This is a genomic window from Paraburkholderia graminis, from assembly GCF_003330785.1.
Lineage (GTDB): Bacteria > Pseudomonadota > Gammaproteobacteria > Burkholderiales > Burkholderiaceae > Paraburkholderia > Paraburkholderia graminis.
The window spans coordinates 259,199-275,293 of sequence record NZ_CP024936.1 but is presented as its reverse complement, the minus strand read 5'-3'; the positions used below and the strand labels follow the sequence as shown (position 1 = coordinate 275,293).

The following is a 16,095-nucleotide window of genomic DNA, read 5'->3' as shown; positions in this document are numbered from 1 at the left end:
AGCGCCCTGTGGGGCGCTTTTTGTTTGTTCAGGTCACAGCTGGATCAGCCACCGTCATAGCTCAAGTCCTCCAAGTAGTCATAGCCGGTAATATTGGCACTGCCACTTTGAAACCAGCAGACACCGATGCCGTTGCCTCCGGTGGCACCGCCTGCGGACGGGTTACCGAGGTCACGAACATAGTAGAAGTCCCCCGGACCTTGGCCGCCTCGCATGCTGCCTCCCATGCCAGCAAACATTCCGGGCGGATATACCTGGCCGCCTCCGAGTGTGTATGGCCCCTGCAAAGCCCCCCAGACGCCACGATACGTGCCATTGGTTCCGTTGAACCCAGCTCTTGCCATTTCTGCCGCTATCGCGGACTCACAAACCGATGCGAGTTGTGCCGTCCCGGGTAGAGCAGGAGGCGGGGCGGCGCAGCCGAGCCCGACCCAGCTGGAGCCATTCCATGACGGGGCAGAGGTCTGGTTGAAACCATTCGCGCAGGTCGGCGGCGCCTGATAGTTGCACTGCGGCGCAGAGTACTGCGACCCGATCCACCGCGCCGGCGCGGCCGTCGTCCATCCAAGCTGATTAGGACACATTGGCGGCGTCTGCCACGCGGTCGTCAGATGCCCCACGCACGTGGAGTCCTGGTTACTCACGGAGCACCGAACGGGCCCTGCCATTGCTGCGCTGCCGGCGGTCACCATCCCCGTAAGCACGGCGATCCACATGAAAATCCTGGCGAAGCTCATTTCCCATCCCTCTTCAATAAGTACAGAAGCTCGTCGCGATGGCAGTGCCGCCTATGATGTTTCCGCTGCCATCCGTAATGTAGACCGTCCATGGCCCGCTTCCGACCGTTGGGTAACTGATGACAGCAGTCGGGTCCGTGTACATGCTCTGGCCCGTCACCACCAGTAACGGGGTGCCGCCCGCAGGACAGTTCGGACTCGGCACGAACGTGCCGCCGCCCCCCGGTATGTTTGTGTAGCCGTACCAGAGCTTGGGACCGCCGATCGGCATCCACTGCAGGACACCCGACACGTTCTGGCATGAGAGCATCAGGCCCGAGTTGTCGCTCGCACCTGTCATCTGGTTGATCTTCGTGCACGCCACTCGCGGCCAACCGATATTGCCCGTCGAGACGGCCGTGCCAGCGGACACCGCCCCGCTCGCTGCTACCGCGCCAGTTGCGCCTATGTCGGCCGCACTGACCGTACCTTCAGCATCGAGGTTATGCACGTTGTGAAGGCTGACGTGATTGACGTTCTGGTCACCGGTCCACGTCAGTGCGCCGTCTCGCCGGATGTACACCGAGTTACCGTCCGACGTCGGCCCGTTCGTCGCGAGAACCACCGCGGCCGGGTTGCCTGATAACGGATTAGTCGCATTCCAGGCACCGTTGATGCCGGTAATAGTCCCGGAGTTCTGCGTCTTCGAAAAACCGAACGCGTTACCGCCTGCCTGTGCGATGATGGAAGCGCCGATCACATCCGGATTGCCAGCACGCATTACGGGCTTTGACGGGTACAGCACGTAGGTGACGTGACAGTCCCCTGCACTCGCGGAACAAGTCGACGGTCCGACGCTCATGCTAATCACGTATGCCCCGCCCCAGAATGGTCCATTTGCATGAGGCTGCTGGAGGTTGCCCTCGGTGAACAGATCGTTGAGCGTGGGCAGGTCAGTCGCGGGCAGAACAGCCACCGGCCCGTTCTGTGTGAGGGTCGCATAATGCTTCGTTACCCAGTTGCCGAGCGCGGCGTTGATGACGGCCTCATTCTGTCCTTCAGCCGTCAGCACCTGGTTGCGCCGCTTCGCTGCATCCTCCTTGATACCGACGACCGTCATCAATGCCGCAGCGACCAGCACAACCACCATCTCAACGATGCTGAACATGCCCCGGCTTCCTTAGTTGTTGTGCGTGGCGTACATGCCGATGCTGGCCGTCGCACCTGCCGAAGCGCAAGCCGTACCTGCGGTTGCACCGCTGAACGGCGTGTTCGGGTCGTACACAGTTGTGCCGTTGACGGTGACCTTCGCATAAGCCCCAGCGACCGCGCCGATCGACAGGGAGCAAACCGTGCTCGGCACCGGATAGGTCACGATCATGGCGTCGTCAGTCGACGCGATCGTGCCCGGCACCGCGGTCACCGCACCGCCAAAGATACCGGTAAGCGCCCCGGTGGATGTGTTCACGCGGGAATTCGCCGAATCAAACGCGTGGTTCTTCGCGAGGGTCTGCTGCGTCTCGGTGGAGAAGTCGACGTCGCTCGAGGTGGCGTCCTGAATGCCGCTACGAAAGAGTTGCGCCTCGCTCTTGAACTGGTGCGCGTGAATGCGATCCATGACGAAGCTGCGGCCCTGATACACGACGAGTGCGAGCAGCGCTGCACCGGCCATGACCGCCGCTCCTTCGATGAGTGACAGCTCGCCCGACTGCCTGCGTCGACGTGCCATCCTGAGAAGCGACGTTTTCCGGTCCGCCGGTGCGGGCATGGCTGCAGGCGTCGGCGAATTGGTCTTCAGGTTCGCGGTATTGTTGGTCATTTTGGGTCCTCAGTAATTGGCGCCAGCCGTCGATGACGAGTCGAAGCTGACAGCACCGGTCGCGACGTACGAACCGATGCCGAAAACGAAAAATAGGGCGACGGCAAATCCGAGCAGCACGTAGTGCGTGACTCGCGCATTCCGACGGACGGTTGCCACGACGCGATCCAGCGAATTGCGCCCGAGCGACTTGATGGCTTGTACGAACTGGTCGCGACCAGCCGCATCCGCAATCGTGTCCATCACCGTTTCAGAAAAGATGCCGGTGTCCAGCGCGCGCATTGTCTGGTCCGGATGCTGGGTGAGCCTGCGACCCATCCTTTGCAAGTGCCATTTGAGCCACGGATCCGCTGTCTTCGTGAGCCGGTCGAGCGACGCGCGCAGTGTGAGATTCGAATCGAAGAGCCCCGCCAGCGACACGATGAGCAAAGCGGCGCGCAAATCACGACGGTTGCGCCACATCAGTGGCATTGAATCGACCTTGTTGCGCAGATGACCATTCCACCGCTTGAGCGTGTGAAAGTACCCGAAGACGACACCTCCGACGACGGAACCGCTGATCCACCAGTAGTGGTACGCGAAGCTGTCGAACGCATACAGCGCCTGGGCAAATGGCGACCATTCCGAGACCGGCTTCGTATCAGCGACAGCGGGAAAGATCGTGCCGCCGAACAGCATCGCGTACAGGTACATGTAGACAATGAGTAGAGCCGGATAGGCCATCTGCACCGATGTTGTCGTCGCGAGGATCCCTTTGGCGTTCGCTGCCATCTCCGCGAGCTCGAGGCCGCGAACCGCCGCGTCCTGTTGCGTCGATGCGCCGGCGATCTCAAGAAGCGCGTACTCGTCGTTCGGGATGTACGGCCGGATCGCATTGGCAAAGTTATCGCCCGCCACCATCCGTTTGGCGATAGCCTGGAAGACGGGCCATGCCAGTCCCTTTCGATTGCGGTGGCGCTTCTCGAGCGTGGTCAGCCGCTCAAGAAGCGTCTCGCGGTTGCGCAGGCCCTTCGCAGCGACATCGAGCCGCGTTTCACGGTAGAAGTTCTCGCGCAGCTTGCTGAAGCGCCACGTCGCCACACGCATCCGTTCTTTCTGCGGCAGCATCATGAAGACCGCATAGACGAGTCCCCTGATCACGACGGCATCCTCCCGTCACGGTCCGCAAAAATCCGGTACTCGTCGAAGGAGCGCATCGCCGTGTCGATGAAGCGCGGGTCGATGATGCCCTGCGACGCCTTGTAAAGGGCGTGCTCGTAGATCGTTTTGCCCGTCATGTCGTCATCGTCAAAACCAGACACGCGTGTCGAACGCCAGACCTTCTCCGCGTTGCGCCAGTCGCGTACCGCCACGAAGTCGAGGAATTCCAGCGTCGGCCGGAAGATTTCCATCGCTAGCGTCTGCCCCTTGGCGCCGGCAGCTACTTTGCCTGCGCGGGTAAAGAGGCCCTTCAGACGGCAGTGCTCACAACCGGCTTCGTCACGGCATGCCATCGTCGATGTATCGAGCCCAAACTTCTTTTCCAGCGTGTGGACCTGTGCCGCGCTCAGAACGTCGCGCGCCGGCACCTTGCAATGCGGGCACAGCAGCGGAATCAGCTTCTGGTTGGCAACAGCGTTGACAAACTTCTCGGACGAGACCTCATCCATCGGCAACTGCAGACGGCCACCTGCGAGCCGCATGAACGCGCCAATCGCGCTGTCTGCATGCAGGGTTGTTCTGACCGGGTGACCGGTCAGTGCCAGTTCTGCAACGAGCGCGGCCATCACGCGGTCGCGGATCTCATTGACCGTCAGATCATCCGGGTCCATCCGCATCAGTGTGCGAATCACCTCAGCGCCTTTGCGGCTCGCATCGTCGTCGGACTCATCCGGACGGCGGGGAATCGATATCTCCGACAACCAGGGATGCGGAAACTCCGACGGCTCGCTGACCACATACTGTTTGCGCAGATCGCGCGACGAGAGCATGTAGGAGAGCGCCCGCAGCAATGTCGATTTGGCAGATCCGGTTTCCCCCGTAAAGATGGAAACGCCGCCACTGACGTTGCACAGTGAACCGAGTATTTTCAGCTGGCTGCGTGTGAGGCCCATCTGGTCCGGCATCAGCAACTTCAGATTCCGGAAGTTGCCGTCGAGCAGACGCAGGGCGACATCGAAGCCGCCGACGAGCGGCGAGCTCTGCCAGCGGATGTTGAGAATGTCGGTGTGCACAACGAGCGGGATCATGGCCGACTGCGGCGCGCTCGGCTGGAACGTCTCGCCTGAGTTTGTGTTGCGTGCGACCAGGTCCTGATAGGACGCGGACAGTGCGCGACGCACCAGCGACTTGGACAGCTTGCGATAGGTGTAAAGGTCGCCGTTTACCCGGAAACGCACTTCGACATCATCGTTGAAGTCGCGGTACTCGTAATGGACGTCGCCGGCGCCGTATTCGTGAGCGGCTTCAGCCACGTCGCGAAACGTTCCAATCGCGCGCGACGTTTCGGGGACGATTGCCGCGGAGCGGTTACGCTCACGAGCGTAGATCGCGTCGATGACCGCCTCGCCCGCGATCATCTCTTCATGTACCTTGATATCGGCGCGTTCAAGATCCTTCAGGTACGTCGGATACAGTGCAGATTCATGAAACGATTGCGTGGTGACGACGATCGCCATGCCCGCCTGGACCTCCACCGCCACGAACTCACGACGAGCCGCATCAGTGATGCGCAATGTCGCATAGGCACCGCGCTCGCTCAGGATGCGTTTGAATGAAAGCGCGTCAGGCGACGGAAGTTGTGGCAGTCCGACCGCGATCAGTTCGGGCTCCGGCTCCACAACCGGCCCAGCATGCGCATGAACTTCATGCACGTTGTCCGGCACGGGCGCCGACGTATCTTGGTCGCTTGTCGCCGGTAATTCCCGCTTCGCATTGCTGTCGGCCTCTGGATACCCCGGAGCATGCGTCTGCCCGTCCACGACTTCGGCCGCGGCCTTGCTGCCGTCTGTGGATCTTGCCGTCGCCGGTTCAGCCGCAGTCGGCGGGAACGTCGCGCTGCCGTCATATGCTGCTGGCTCGCCTCGTGCCTCCGGCGCCACATCGACGTACTGCACGAACGGCTGTGCATCCGCAGAGCGCGGAAAATGCGAATCACTCTCGTCGTGCACGTCTGCGTCGCTGATGTCGGCCATCCGCAGTCGCATACCCAACGTCATGGGCTGACCGGGCTTCACCTCAACCGGCTCGGCTTTGACCTTGATACTTTTCTTCCTGAAGCGCGGTTCGCGGTCTTCGGTAATGCCCGTGTCCGTCCCGGCGATGGGCATCGACGCAGGTGAGTCTTCCGAGAAGCCAGCGCGCAACGCGCGCAGGCGCCCAAAGATGCCACCAGTGGACGGCTCATTCTTCTCAATGCCAGAAAACATGCTCATGGTTAGCGTCCTTACTATTACCGACCGACAGCGGAAAGAGGCAAGTTAGGGGGCAGCGGCCCCGACAGATCCGGCACACCACGAGCCGCCAGGTTCGTTGCTGCCGTTTGCTGGTTATCCTGCGCGGGCGTGCCGCCGCTGATCGTCTCTGTCCAGGTCCGCGCGCCCTTACCCGTCCCTTCTGCAACGGTGACAACGAAACCGTCGACACGCTTAACGGTCCATCCGTTGAGCAGTTTTTCGCCTACATGCGCGGGGTACGAAGCATTGCGGTATTCGTAGAGGACCGACTGTCCGCTCACGTCACTGAAGGCACCGACGAATCGCACAGGCTCCGCGCGAAAACGGACAGGCGCCGGTTTGATGCTGGGGGGAGGTGCAGGCGCGTTGGTGGGCGCCGCGGGAACCACTCCATTGAGAGCCACACCGTTAGGCAGCCCGCTCCCATTGCCGGCCAGTTGCCGCGCAATAGACGATCGGGCGATCCGGTCCACGTCCTCGATGGACAGGCGCGACTCTGACGGCACGGGTGCCGACGCGGGCGCAATGGACACGGGCGTTGCAGCTGCGGACTGGGCAACTGCAGGCTGTGAGGCCGCGCTTGTATGGGCGACCGCTCTGGCGGCCGTCGATTCCGTGGTCAGGTCGAGGTCCGCTGACGGCACCTGTGAACCGGCTGCTTGCGGATGCGACGCCCGCGGCTCTGGCTGCGCGTGGACGGCGACAGACGCAATCATCAACGCGCACGCGAGCGCCGACGGGACTTTAGTTGAGCACATAGTATTTGCCCCTGGCAGTGAAATGAATACCGTTCTGGATCTGCACGCCACCGTCCTGCGTTTTGCTGGCACCGGGGTCTCCCAGCTTCAGTTCGACGGTGATCGTGTCCAGCGTCATGTTCGACGGCAGTCGCGCCAGTAATGGCGACTGCCACCGATAGCCGTTGATCGTCCACTCGCCCACGCGGATCATCTGCGCGGGTCGCGAATCGTTGGCGCCCACCGGCGTCGCGAGAAGTGGCTTTGGGGGATCGAGATGGACCGTGTAGCCGTAGCTGTCGAGATCAAAAGGCTTCGACGAAAGCTTCTGTGGCGGCGTCTGCAAGGCGTCGACCAGTCCCTGCTCCGTCGGCCAGGCTTTCTGGTCCCGCGCTGCCACGAAGGCGACAGTGGGTATCTGCGGTCCCCGCGCACCCGCATGCAAACCGTCAGCATCGAAATGCAGCGGTCGCATCGACTCGGGGGCCAACTGGCGAAGATCATCGAAGCTGCCGCCGTGGCGGCGCAGAGTCTCAGCGCAATACCCCTGCGTGCCACACACCGCTTTCTCGAAGACGAAACCTGCAACGACGGTTTCGCTGTCGCCAAGGCGTTCCAGCAGTGCCGGCGCAAGCAGATTCGCCCGCGGCATCTTCGCGGCAAACGTCTGACGCACCTGCAGCGCGTATTTCTCTTCGAACGATGGCTCGCGCGGCGCCGGGGGCGGCGGCGGATTGAGGATATCGGCCAGTTCAATGCCGCCAAATACCAGCGCGGCACCAATCACGACGATGGGCACGATGGATGGAACAGCGGCGGGCACTCTGGCCACGCGGGCGGTCTTGCGCGCGTCGAGCAGTGCATCGGGGCCAAAGCTCTCGTCGACGTCCCTGACGGCCGGCCCGGAGCCAAGCGTCGTCAGCCGCAGGTTCAACTTCAGACATTCCTGCTCGATCGCAAGCTTCCGCTCGTGGGCCTGCGGTACGGTGAGAACCTCATCACTGCGCACAACACCGCGCACAACAAAGACCACGTGTACGCGCTGATCGTCCTGCAGGAGAACCACCGCAGCCGCCTTGCCCTTGACCCGGGCGTGCTGGGCGATGCGAGCCGCTCCCGAGTAAAGCTTTGCGCCCTTGAGTTCGGCCACTTCAGGCGCGCAGAAGCCACCGATGACATCCTTTCCGATCCTGTACTCGACATAATGGGTCGCGCCGAAATCGTCGGCATACCGACGGCGCTCTGCGCGCATCTGCTTTGACGGATAGGCGCGCCACTCGAGTCCGAAAACAAGGCGCGCGTTTTTCTCGCGCGGCAGCGGATCGGTAATGTGCATAGCCGTGCTCACATCGACGGGACGACAGAAGCCGTCAGCATGATGACCTGGAAGGTTCTCGCCTTGTTCCACAGGCCCGTGATACCGGCGATGCCGCCGTTGGTCGTGCTATCAGCGTGACCGGTCATCTCGCCATAGAGCACTACCGTCTGTCCGTCGGACAGCGCGACGATCTGGTCGTCCTTGCTGCCGACCGTGTGCGCCAGCTGGATCGTCTGCTGCGTCTGTCCTGAGCCGACCGACTTCTCGGTGAAGGGGCCGTTCAGCTTCGAACTGTCACTCCAGTAGGCCAGCACGATCTGGTTGTGGTCGTTCACCGACGGCAGGATGTTGACGAAGTCGCCGGTCGTCACCGTGCCCGGGTTCAGCCCAGGTACACCACCTGACGTTGCCGTGAGGCTGCCCGCCGAGGAAGTCGTCGATCTCAGGTAATCGTCGCTCTGGAACGAAGCGATCGACACCGGCAGGCCATTGAGCGTGAGCTTGGTCTGCGTGTTGTCCTGCACCGTGCGGCCGTACTGGTTCAGCGCATTGATGACCGCGTTCGTGCCGGAGAAAGGCGCGTTTGGGCGCAAGACGGACATGCCAAGCGTACCGCCTCCGGACGACAGCGATGTGGGCGACACGAAGCTGATTGCGTACTTTGCGAGACCGCCCTGGATCGCGTTGAACACGACATCGCCGTTCACACCCGCCTGGCTGCCGCGGTTCAACGCAATCTGCAACGTGCGTACACGGATTGCCACCTGACGCGTCGATACCGCGTTTTCCTGGGCGAGCAGCTTGCCCATCGCATCGGCGGCCTCGCGCGTGTCATGGACCATGACAAGGCGGCTCTGGGGATTCACATTCACGCGCCCCATCGGCGAGCGAAGCTTGTTCAGTGCGTCCGTGATCGACTGGATCTGGTCGAACTCGCCCTGACGACCGGTCGAGGTTTGCGCAGAGAACGAACCCGTATCGCCGCTTCCCCCGCCGCTGCCGTTCGCCTGGTTGCCCGTGGACGTGTCCATGCCCTTCGACATGGTCGACTTGATGGAGACCTTGCCCGGGATGGCGGCGATCTGATACATGCGTGTCACGAAGCGCGTGATGTTGATGGTCGAACCATCGAAAGACCAGTCGAGCCCCAGATCCTCCGTCATGCGCGTGAGGTACTCGCCCGCCGTTCCGTCAAAGACCTGCGCATAGCGAGGCTTTTCGTAATTGTTCGCGTTGCCGCCGCCAGATGCTCCGGACGACTTGCCGTCGGACGACGCGCCCTCGCGCGGCACCAGCGAACTGCGCGGCACAAACACGTCAGGGCTCAGATGAACGGCATAGCCGGTCGCGCCGGACACCAGGTTGGCGATCTGGTTGATATCGAGATTCGCCGGCATCGTGATGCGCTTTTCGCGAAACGTCGCAGGCAGCGTTGCTTCATAGGCGACCGGCACGAGGCGATCGCCGAGGAACGCTGTCGGTACATCTTCAACGAGCGCCATCGAGCCCGGCAGATTGTTCATGGCAGCACTCGCGGTGCTATTGGCCGAGTCGTAGGCCGAATTCACATCGCCTTGCGTCACGGCACAGCCAGCGATGACGAGCAGGCACGCAGCAGCAATTGAAGTCCTGAGAATCTGGGCGCGACGCATCGTTACTCCTGGCAGTTGGCCGCGCGTGCCACCACGCGGATGACGTTGTTCGAATGGCGGCAGACGCGGGTTGGCACGCGCATGTGGTTGGTCGCTTTCATGACCTGAACCAGGACGGACGTGAAGTCGCCCGTGAAGGTCGCGTTGAATTCAAGTGGGAGGTCATCGTCGACCTTCCACGCGAGTTGCCACCCCTGGGTCTGCAACCAGCGGTCGAGTGCGTTGCGCAGATTGCGGTCCGATGGCGATACCGAAAACGTGAGTACACCGGCAGGCGCCGCTGCCATAGTCGTAGTCGTTGCCGCTGGCAGAACAACCGGAGCCACGGCCATCGAAACGGGCGCGGTGGACACGGGCAACGCCGGACCACTCACAGCCGCAACGGGCGGCTCGCCGGGCACATTACCGGCTGGCGCACCTGAAAGGACCTGCCAGCCGTCGCCTGCCGGCGCGGCGATGCGCGACGGGCCCGGATCGGTCGCTGCGCGCGTCCACGTGGGGCCGGCGATGAGCAGCATTACGGCGAGAACACGCGCCACCACGCGCGCCCGGTCGTTACGTTCGATGGTCACATTCATTGTTGTTGCCCCAGCCGCTGCAGGCGGCGATAAATGGCGTTTGCGTAAATCAGCTGCTTCTGCGTCGAGACCGCGTTATAGGCACCGACCGCCTTCCACGTCGGGCCGAACTGCCGGATGTTCGACGCAAGAATCCATGTGCCGACGTAGCCGTTTACACACGGGTTGAAAAGATCCTGACGCCGGATGCCGTAGCGCGCGAGCTTTGGTAGCCACGACGAATTGATCTGCATCAGACCGATGTCTTCAGTGCCGTTGCTATTCAGATTCACGGCGTTGGCACGCATCCCGGATTCGTGTTGCGCAATCGCATGGACAAGCTGCGTACTCACGTGCTGATACGCGGCAGCGTCATCAAGGCAGTCCGCGTGCGCGAGCGGCCCGCACAGTGCAGGGACCGTAGCGATGAGAACAGGAATCACGCGCCTCATGATTTCGCCGCTCCGGATGCAGCCGACGCCGTTGTCGGTGTGCCCGCTGCAGGACGCTCGAAATACTTCACGTCGTGACGCCGCGTGACATTCACGGTTGCGCCATCGGCGGTCACGATGAACTGGTCCGCCGTGCCGTTGAACATGTAGTACCGGCCCTTCTGCTCGCCTGAGCCCAGGTGCTTTACGTCGCTCACATGGACCTGCACGACAGAGTCTGCGAACTTGAAGAACGTCTGGCCATCGCGATCGAACACCGCCTCCAGATGCGCGGCGCTGCCCGCGTCGAAGTCGTACACCGTGCCTGCCGAGCGGCCCAGCTCAACCGTGCGCGTTCCGTCCGAAACCAGCATGCGTTCGGCACGCTCAACCGTCATGACAGCGGTTTCGCTATCCCACTTCGGGTGCAGCGATCGACCGTCCGGCGTCCTGAATGTCAGCTCGGTTGCGGGCTTTGCAGCGAATCGGATCTGCGTGTGTGTGTCGTCGCCATCGCGGATCGCCTGAGCGCCGAAGTACTGCGCGAGTAGCGACGCTTGCGGCGTACCAGCGGCGGAGCCGCTTGCTGCGCCCTCTTTCATTGCGACCGTTTGCGCGATTGCATCGGGCGGCGACTTCTGGCCAGCAGCGTAGTTCAGCGCGCCAGACTTGGGCGCGTCGCGATGCACCCTGATATGACGCGACGTGAAATCAACGTCAGCGTACAGACCGCTTTGCGTCATCAGGCGATCAAGCGCCTGCATCCAGTTCTCGCCGGCGCGGGTGGCGAAGCCGGTGTTTTCAGTCAGGTCCACATCCTTTTGGGCAGAGCCCGTCCAGCCTTGGGGGACCAGTGCCTTCACGACTGCGGCCACCGGCATCGAACCGCTCAGTACACGAACGGGCTCGAGCGAGCCGTGGGAGCCGATCAGCACCAGTCGATTCGTGAAGCCGTCGAACGCAGCCGGCTGGTCGTCGCGCAACGACGCGAGCGGACCGCGCGCGCCGTCTCCGATGAAGGCATTCGCCCTGGTCCAACGCGCGCTGGCCGAGCGACCGGCCACCGTGTAGGTGATCGTCTCGGGCGTGCCGTCGACAACAACATACGGCCCTTCCTGATGACCGCCAGCGGCTGTGATTACCTGACCCGCGCGCGGCTGGATGTACGTTTTGGCGCCGTCATTGAAAATGAGCGCCGGGCGCTCGGCGATCCCACCCGCGATCTCATAATCGAAGTCGAATGGGTCGGTGTTCGCGGCATGCGACGCCATCGCCACGAAGAGCATGGCGCACGCGACGGCGATGCGGGAAACGGTGTGCTTCATAGTCCGGCCTGGATCTGGTTGAGGTGTCGAGCAAAGCGCGCGAGATACGCCTGGCCCGGGACCGGATTGGCGCTGTGGTAATAGGCGATCGCCTTTGCAACCGAATGGGTCTTGCTGTAGTTCTCGTTGAGTATCTCTTCAGCGACGCGGATGCTTGTGGCCGGTGCAAGAGCATCCCAGGGCGACGCAAACCGGCGGGCGTGGTACCCCCAATTGATCTGCATGATGCCGACATCGAAGTCGCTGCGACCACGCGCGATCAGTGACCGCACAACGCGATAGGCGTCCTCGCGCGACCTGAAGAAGTAGCCTTGTCCAGCGATATTCAGCGTCCAGGGCCACGCGTGCCCATTGAGCCCTGACTCGTTCAGCGCAATGCCCGCCAGGACCTTCGGATCGACGCTGCTATGCATGAGCTCGAACGGCGTGACCGCGCTCGCACACGCCCAGCCTCCGCGTCTCTCCGTGATAGCTGCCTGTGCTTCGTCGTCGAGCATCGGGGGCTGGAGCCAGCCCTTACTGACGAGCAGCCCGGCCAGCGCGACCTCGCGCTCATCCACTGCAACGGTGATTCCGCTCTCAGGGTTGCTGCCTACCGGCTGCCCAACCAGGTGCGCGGCCCACGATCCAAAGGCGGAAAGCCCACAATAGAACACCGGTTTTCCATCGATCTTTGCGATCGTGCGCGCGGTGCCTTGCGCGAGCACGACGCTTGTCGGACTGATCACCTCTTGAATCGTTGCCGCATGGGCCACCGGCACAAACACAGCGATCAGCAAGGCGGGAAGAAATCGCTTACTGACCACGGTACGGCTCCATGTAAATATCGCGATTCACTTTCAACATGAAGCGACGCTCGCCCGGCTCGTCCGTGATTGTCGGCGGGATATTTTTGTACCGGTCGAGTACGGACTGGGCGGTGGTCGCCGCGACCTGTCCAGCCGTACTGCCGACCTGGGTGACGCCAAGCGGTCCAGTCGTTGTCGAGGTGTCACCACCGTCGAACTTTCGAAGCAGAACCGCAACGAGAAACGATGTGCCGAAGATCTTCAGGAAGTGATTGTTGACGTCACCGGAGAATCCAGCCTTCCCGTCGGCATCAGCGCCCTGTGCACCGAATAGCGGTACGTGTTTGCCGTTCGGCAGACGCATCTCGGTTGCTGCAACGAGAATGCTTTCCTGGCCGGGCTGAATGTCGGAACTGTAGGGCGCGGTGATCATGCTCCCCTTCGGAATCATCAGGCAGTCACCGCGGATGCTGTCGTAGACGTCCTTTTCGACAACCAGCGCAGCAGTGCCGGGCCTGTCTGAATTCAGGCCTTCGATCGACAACACCGGGATGTGATGCGGGGGCGACAGGACGCAGCCGCGCGCCTGCCCGACAAAACCCGTACGAGCGAAGTCCTGGCCATTCCCGGACTGATTCGCGACGTTCTTGATGAAGCCGCCATCGTGATCCTGGCTTGAATAGGGCCGCGGCCCCTGCTGTCCGCCGACGCCGGCAGCCGACAATGCAGCGGCCACCCGGTCACCCATCGAAGCGCCTGCTGCCTGCTGTGCGGCGGCCTGTTGCGCGGCAACCTGCGCGGGCGTGAGAATGCCCGGGATTTGCCCTGCCTGTTGCGGGGCGGTGTCCTTCACCTTCAGGCCGGCGCGAAAGATCGGCGAAGCGAAAACTGCGTCCGAATCTGCCTGTGACTTGATCTGCTGCGTGTGCTGGTCCCCAAGAAAATTATCGGCGTTCAACGCAGGCGTCGAGCTAGCCCCCGCTGCCGCCTGCGCGCCCGGCGCGGCCGCCGCACGCGCTTCCGAAGCTGCCTGACGCCGCGCCGCTGCCATCTGGTCGTCGATGGTCTTATTCAGATCCTGGGTATTGTTCGACTTGTCGACAACCTCCGCCTGCTTCGCCTTCTTCTGGAGCTTCGCCTCTTCTTCAGCCTTGTTGCCTTCCTTGACCTGATAGTAAAAGCCAAGTGCGCCAATAATGACGGCGACTACCACACCTGCGCTAATCAGCACGTTGCGGGGCGACTTGCCTTTGACGATCGTCGCCCGGTCGCTGTCTGGTTGTCCGTTTTGCGTAGCCATAGTTCGACTCAGAATCCGAACAGGCCCGGACGCCGGCGCCTGATGGTCACTTCCTCATTCGGCGCACGCAGCACGATTTCCTTCGCCATCTCCTGAATGACGATGTACTGCCCGCGGCGAATGAAGTTCGGGCTGACGACATCACCGTGATCCTTCACGATCGGGACGGCGAACGGAGCGTCGACCGGCAGGCGCAACCAGACCAACTTGCCATCGTCGAACACTGTCTCAGGCCGGAATGACGCAGAGCCGGAAACCGTGTAATCGAAGTTCAGCTTGTCCGGCGACACGCCGATGGGGCCCGAGTCGTTCGCTGAATTCTGGCCGTCGCGAGATTCGTAGCCAGCCTCTTCCCGCGCACGCACCTTTGCCATCAACGAGCCGGGGTAGTTGAAGCGCACGGTCTGATAGAACAGTCCGCCCATCGGAGAAGAGACGAGCGTCATGTCGTATTCGCGCAGGTTCGTTGTCAGATGCAACGTGTTGACGAGACCGGGCTTGATCGGCTTTACGAACACATGATTAGCTCCGTCGGTGTCCACGATCCATTGCACCGAGTCGCCCATCGCTGGGTCCGTGGTGAGCCGCTCGCCGGGCGCGAGCTCGATTGTCGTGTTCTTCAACGGCGCGGTCATGATCCGGTAGATCTGGTCGCGGCTGTACGGAAACACCGCCATACGCGCGTCGCCAGGCATCGTGACGGGATCGGTGCCAGCGTTGTAGGGATTGACCGGGCTCATTGGATCGCTCATGGCGTTCGCAATATCGAACGACACGCCCGACGGCGCGTCGCCCTTTCTCGCGGCACTAGCCGGCTGGCACATCGCGCCAACGCACAGCGCGGCGGCCATCAACGAGGCAAACGTTCGGGTCGCATTCATCATTGGGTCTTCTGCATGGAGAACAACGGATAGAAGAGCCCGAACGGATTGCGGCCGAGCGCGTCTTCGGCTGTGGGAGGGACAATCTGATAGCGGAAAGTCAACGCGTATTTCTGGACGACCGGCTTGTCGGTCGGTGACTGGGTCGTGCTGGTTGTGAACTCAACGACAGCCGTTGAGTCTTCGAGCAATGCGACGTTGAAGACGCGCGGCTCACGCACTAGCTTCGGATTGAGCGTAATGGCCTGGAATGGCGCGTCGGCCTTGATCCAGTCAGCGAACTGGTTGCGTGCGTTGCCGACCATCATCGCCTTGACGGCGTTGATGTTGCGCGCCATACGCGAAGCCTGGATGTCGTCTGTGAGCACCGGCTCGATCGTGAACCAGCTCTCTACCGTTTCTTTCAGTGCGGTCCGAATCGCCTGATCATCTGGCTTGTAAGCTGTCAACTGCCTGACCACAGCATGGCCGTTAGCGTCGGACGAGACGCCGTAAGCCTTGACCACCGACGGCGGCGGATTTCGCGTGTACACCGCCCCACCGGCAACGAACGCCAGAAAGAAGGCGAAAAGCTTCCAGTGATTCGCTTCCGTGCGCAGGCGCGCGCCCATATCGAAGATGAGCCCTTCCGGGTCCTCTTCCGAATAGCCACCCGGCGCTGTTGAGAGCGCTATCTGTTTTTTACTGCGGAATAAACGCATGACGATCGGTCCATTTGTGCCGACTCAATTGAATCAGCGCCAGCAGGAAGCTAGTCATGCAAAAGAGGTGTGATTTGCAGCCGCATTAGCGACACGGGATTCGTCCCGCGATTGGGACGAGCCGGCTCACGGTCTTAACCTACAAAGACGCTAAAAATGTGGAGCTTTTGCTCCGTGCGTTGAGCGAGATGGAATTACCATTGGACAGTCTATTTCCCCTCTTTCGTTTAAGGGTATTTCTTAACTCGTTGATTCTGCCAACTTCCTGTTCAGACTGACCGTGAGCCAGCTCGTTCGTAGTCAACAACCTCTCGCGAACCGCTGCTCTCAGTATCTGCCACTTGGCGAGCTTCGGAGTACGTGGCCACCCTTCCTAGTAACGAAGAATGACTCAATCAGCAGTGATCGCCGCGCGCGAGAACGCAAAACGAGAGCA

14 protein-coding genes are annotated in these 16,095 nt (G+C 61.8%); all 14 read right to left on the bottom strand.

Annotation, left to right across the window (positions count from 1 at the left end):
* Nucleotides 1-750: 750 nt before the first annotated feature.
* The 14 genes from CUJ91_RS32795 to CUJ91_RS32730 all read right to left on the bottom strand — a co-directional run bounded on the left by CUJ91_RS32795 (nt 751) and on the right by CUJ91_RS32730 (nt 15,659).
* Entirely contained in the window at nt 751-1,884 is a 1,134-nt protein-coding gene (locus CUJ91_RS32795; protein ID WP_114158317.1) for a hypothetical protein, read from the bottom strand.
* Between the two features lie 12 nt (nt 1,885-1,896).
* Nucleotides 1,897-2,484: a type 4 pilus major pilin gene (locus CUJ91_RS32790; RefSeq protein WP_244231189.1), complete on the bottom strand. Its 588-nt coding sequence runs from the start codon at nt 2,482-2,484 to the stop codon at nt 1,897-1,899.
* 60 nt (nt 2,485-2,544) lie between these two features.
* Entirely contained in the window at nt 2,545-3,645 is a 1,101-nt protein-coding gene (locus tag CUJ91_RS32785; protein WP_244231104.1) for a type II secretion system protein, read from the bottom strand.
* Between the two features lie 26 nt (nt 3,646-3,671).
* On the bottom strand, nt 3,672-5,948 hold the full coding sequence (locus tag CUJ91_RS32780) for an ATPase, T2SS/T4P/T4SS family (RefSeq protein ID WP_114158314.1): 2,277 nt from the start codon (nt 5,946-5,948) through the stop codon (nt 3,672-3,674).
* Between the two features lie 17 nt (nt 5,949-5,965).
* Nucleotides 5,966-6,502 carry a hypothetical protein gene (locus tag CUJ91_RS32775; RefSeq protein ID WP_244231103.1) on the bottom strand — a complete coding sequence of 179 codons (537 nt, stop codon included), beginning with the start codon at nt 6,500-6,502 and terminating at the stop codon, nt 5,966-5,968.
* 211 nt (nt 6,503-6,713) lie between these two features.
* Complete coding sequence (locus CUJ91_RS32770; protein WP_114158312.1) at nt 6,714-8,042, bottom strand: hypothetical protein; 1,329 nt, start codon at nt 8,040-8,042, stop codon at nt 6,714-6,716.
* 8 nt (nt 8,043-8,050) lie between these two features.
* Complete coding sequence (locus CUJ91_RS32765) at nt 8,051-9,676, bottom strand: type II secretory pathway protein (protein WP_114158311.1); 1,626 nt, start codon at nt 9,674-9,676, stop codon at nt 8,051-8,053.
* A gap of 2 nt (nt 9,677-9,678) precedes the next feature.
* Nucleotides 9,679-10,254 (bottom strand): toxin co-regulated pilus biosynthesis Q family protein, encoded by a 576-nt coding sequence (locus CUJ91_RS32760; RefSeq protein ID WP_114158310.1) that lies wholly within the window; start codon nt 10,252-10,254, stop codon nt 9,679-9,681.
* On the bottom strand, nt 10,251-10,685 hold the full coding sequence (locus CUJ91_RS32755) for a lytic transglycosylase domain-containing protein (protein WP_114158309.1): 435 nt from the start codon (nt 10,683-10,685) through the stop codon (nt 10,251-10,253). Before CUJ91_RS32755 ends, CUJ91_RS32760 begins: the two co-directional genes overlap by 4 nt.
* Nucleotides 10,682-11,989: a TrbG/VirB9 family P-type conjugative transfer protein gene (locus tag CUJ91_RS32750; RefSeq protein ID WP_114158308.1), complete on the bottom strand. Its 1,308-nt coding sequence runs from the start codon at nt 11,987-11,989 to the stop codon at nt 10,682-10,684. Before CUJ91_RS32750 ends, CUJ91_RS32755 begins: the two co-directional genes overlap by 4 nt.
* Nucleotides 11,986-12,795: a transglycosylase SLT domain-containing protein gene (locus CUJ91_RS32745; RefSeq protein ID WP_244231102.1), complete on the bottom strand. Its 810-nt coding sequence runs from the start codon at nt 12,793-12,795 to the stop codon at nt 11,986-11,988. Before CUJ91_RS32745 ends, CUJ91_RS32750 begins: the two co-directional genes overlap by 4 nt.
* Nucleotides 12,785-14,077, bottom strand: coding sequence for a TraB/TrbI/VirB10 family type IV secretion system protein (locus CUJ91_RS32740; protein ID WP_114158307.1), 1,293 nt, complete (start codon nt 14,075-14,077; stop codon nt 12,785-12,787). Before CUJ91_RS32740 ends, CUJ91_RS32745 begins: the two co-directional genes overlap by 11 nt.
* An 8-nt stretch (nt 14,078-14,085) precedes the next feature.
* Nucleotides 14,086-14,961 (bottom strand): TrbG/VirB9 family P-type conjugative transfer protein, encoded by an 876-nt coding sequence (locus CUJ91_RS32735; protein ID WP_114158306.1) that lies wholly within the window; start codon nt 14,959-14,961, stop codon nt 14,086-14,088.
* Entirely contained in the window at nt 14,958-15,659 is a 702-nt protein-coding gene (locus tag CUJ91_RS32730) for a VirB8 family type IV secretion system protein (protein ID WP_114158305.1), read from the bottom strand. The genes CUJ91_RS32735 and CUJ91_RS32730 overlap by 4 nt, the downstream gene beginning before the upstream one ends.
* Nucleotides 15,660-16,095: the final 436 nt, after the last annotated feature.

Excerpts from the sequence above, each read along its gene's own strand:
- CUJ91_RS32730 (WP_114158305.1), bottom strand. The coding sequence starts at position 15,659 with ATGCGTTTATTCCGCAGTAAAAAACAGATAGCGCTCTCAACAGCGCCG.
- CUJ91_RS32785 (WP_244231104.1), bottom strand. The coding sequence starts at position 3,645 with ATGATGCTGCCGCAGAAAGAACGGATGCGTGTGGCGACGTGGCGCTTC.
- CUJ91_RS32755 (WP_114158309.1), bottom strand. The coding sequence starts at position 10,685 with ATGAGGCGCGTGATTCCTGTTCTCATCGCTACGGTCCCTGCACTGTGC.
- CUJ91_RS32750 (WP_114158308.1), bottom strand. The coding sequence starts at position 11,989 with ATGAAGCACACCGTTTCCCGCATCGCCGTCGCGTGCGCCATGCTCTTC.
- CUJ91_RS32765 (WP_114158311.1), bottom strand. The coding sequence starts at position 9,676 with ATGCGTCGCGCCCAGATTCTCAGGACTTCAATTGCTGCTGCGTGCCTG.
- CUJ91_RS32740 (WP_114158307.1), bottom strand. The coding sequence starts at position 14,077 with ATGGCTACGCAAAACGGACAACCAGACAGCGACCGGGCGACGATCGTC.
- CUJ91_RS32770 (WP_114158312.1), bottom strand. The coding sequence starts at position 8,042 with ATGCACATTACCGATCCGCTGCCGCGCGAGAAAAACGCGCGCCTTGTT.
- CUJ91_RS32780 (WP_114158314.1), bottom strand. The coding sequence starts at position 5,948 with ATGAGCATGTTTTCTGGCATTGAGAAGAATGAGCCGTCCACTGGTGGC.
- CUJ91_RS32795 (WP_114158317.1), bottom strand. The coding sequence starts at position 1,884 with ATGTTCAGCATCGTTGAGATGGTGGTTGTGCTGGTCGCTGCGGCATTG.
- CUJ91_RS32790 (WP_244231189.1), bottom strand. The coding sequence starts at position 2,484 with ATGCCCGCACCGGCGGACCGGAAAACGTCGCTTCTCAGGATGGCACGT.
- CUJ91_RS32760 (WP_114158310.1), bottom strand. The coding sequence starts at position 10,254 with ATGAATGTGACCATCGAACGTAACGACCGGGCGCGCGTGGTGGCGCGT.
- CUJ91_RS32735 (WP_114158306.1), bottom strand. The coding sequence starts at position 14,961 with ATGATGAATGCGACCCGAACGTTTGCCTCGTTGATGGCCGCCGCGCTG.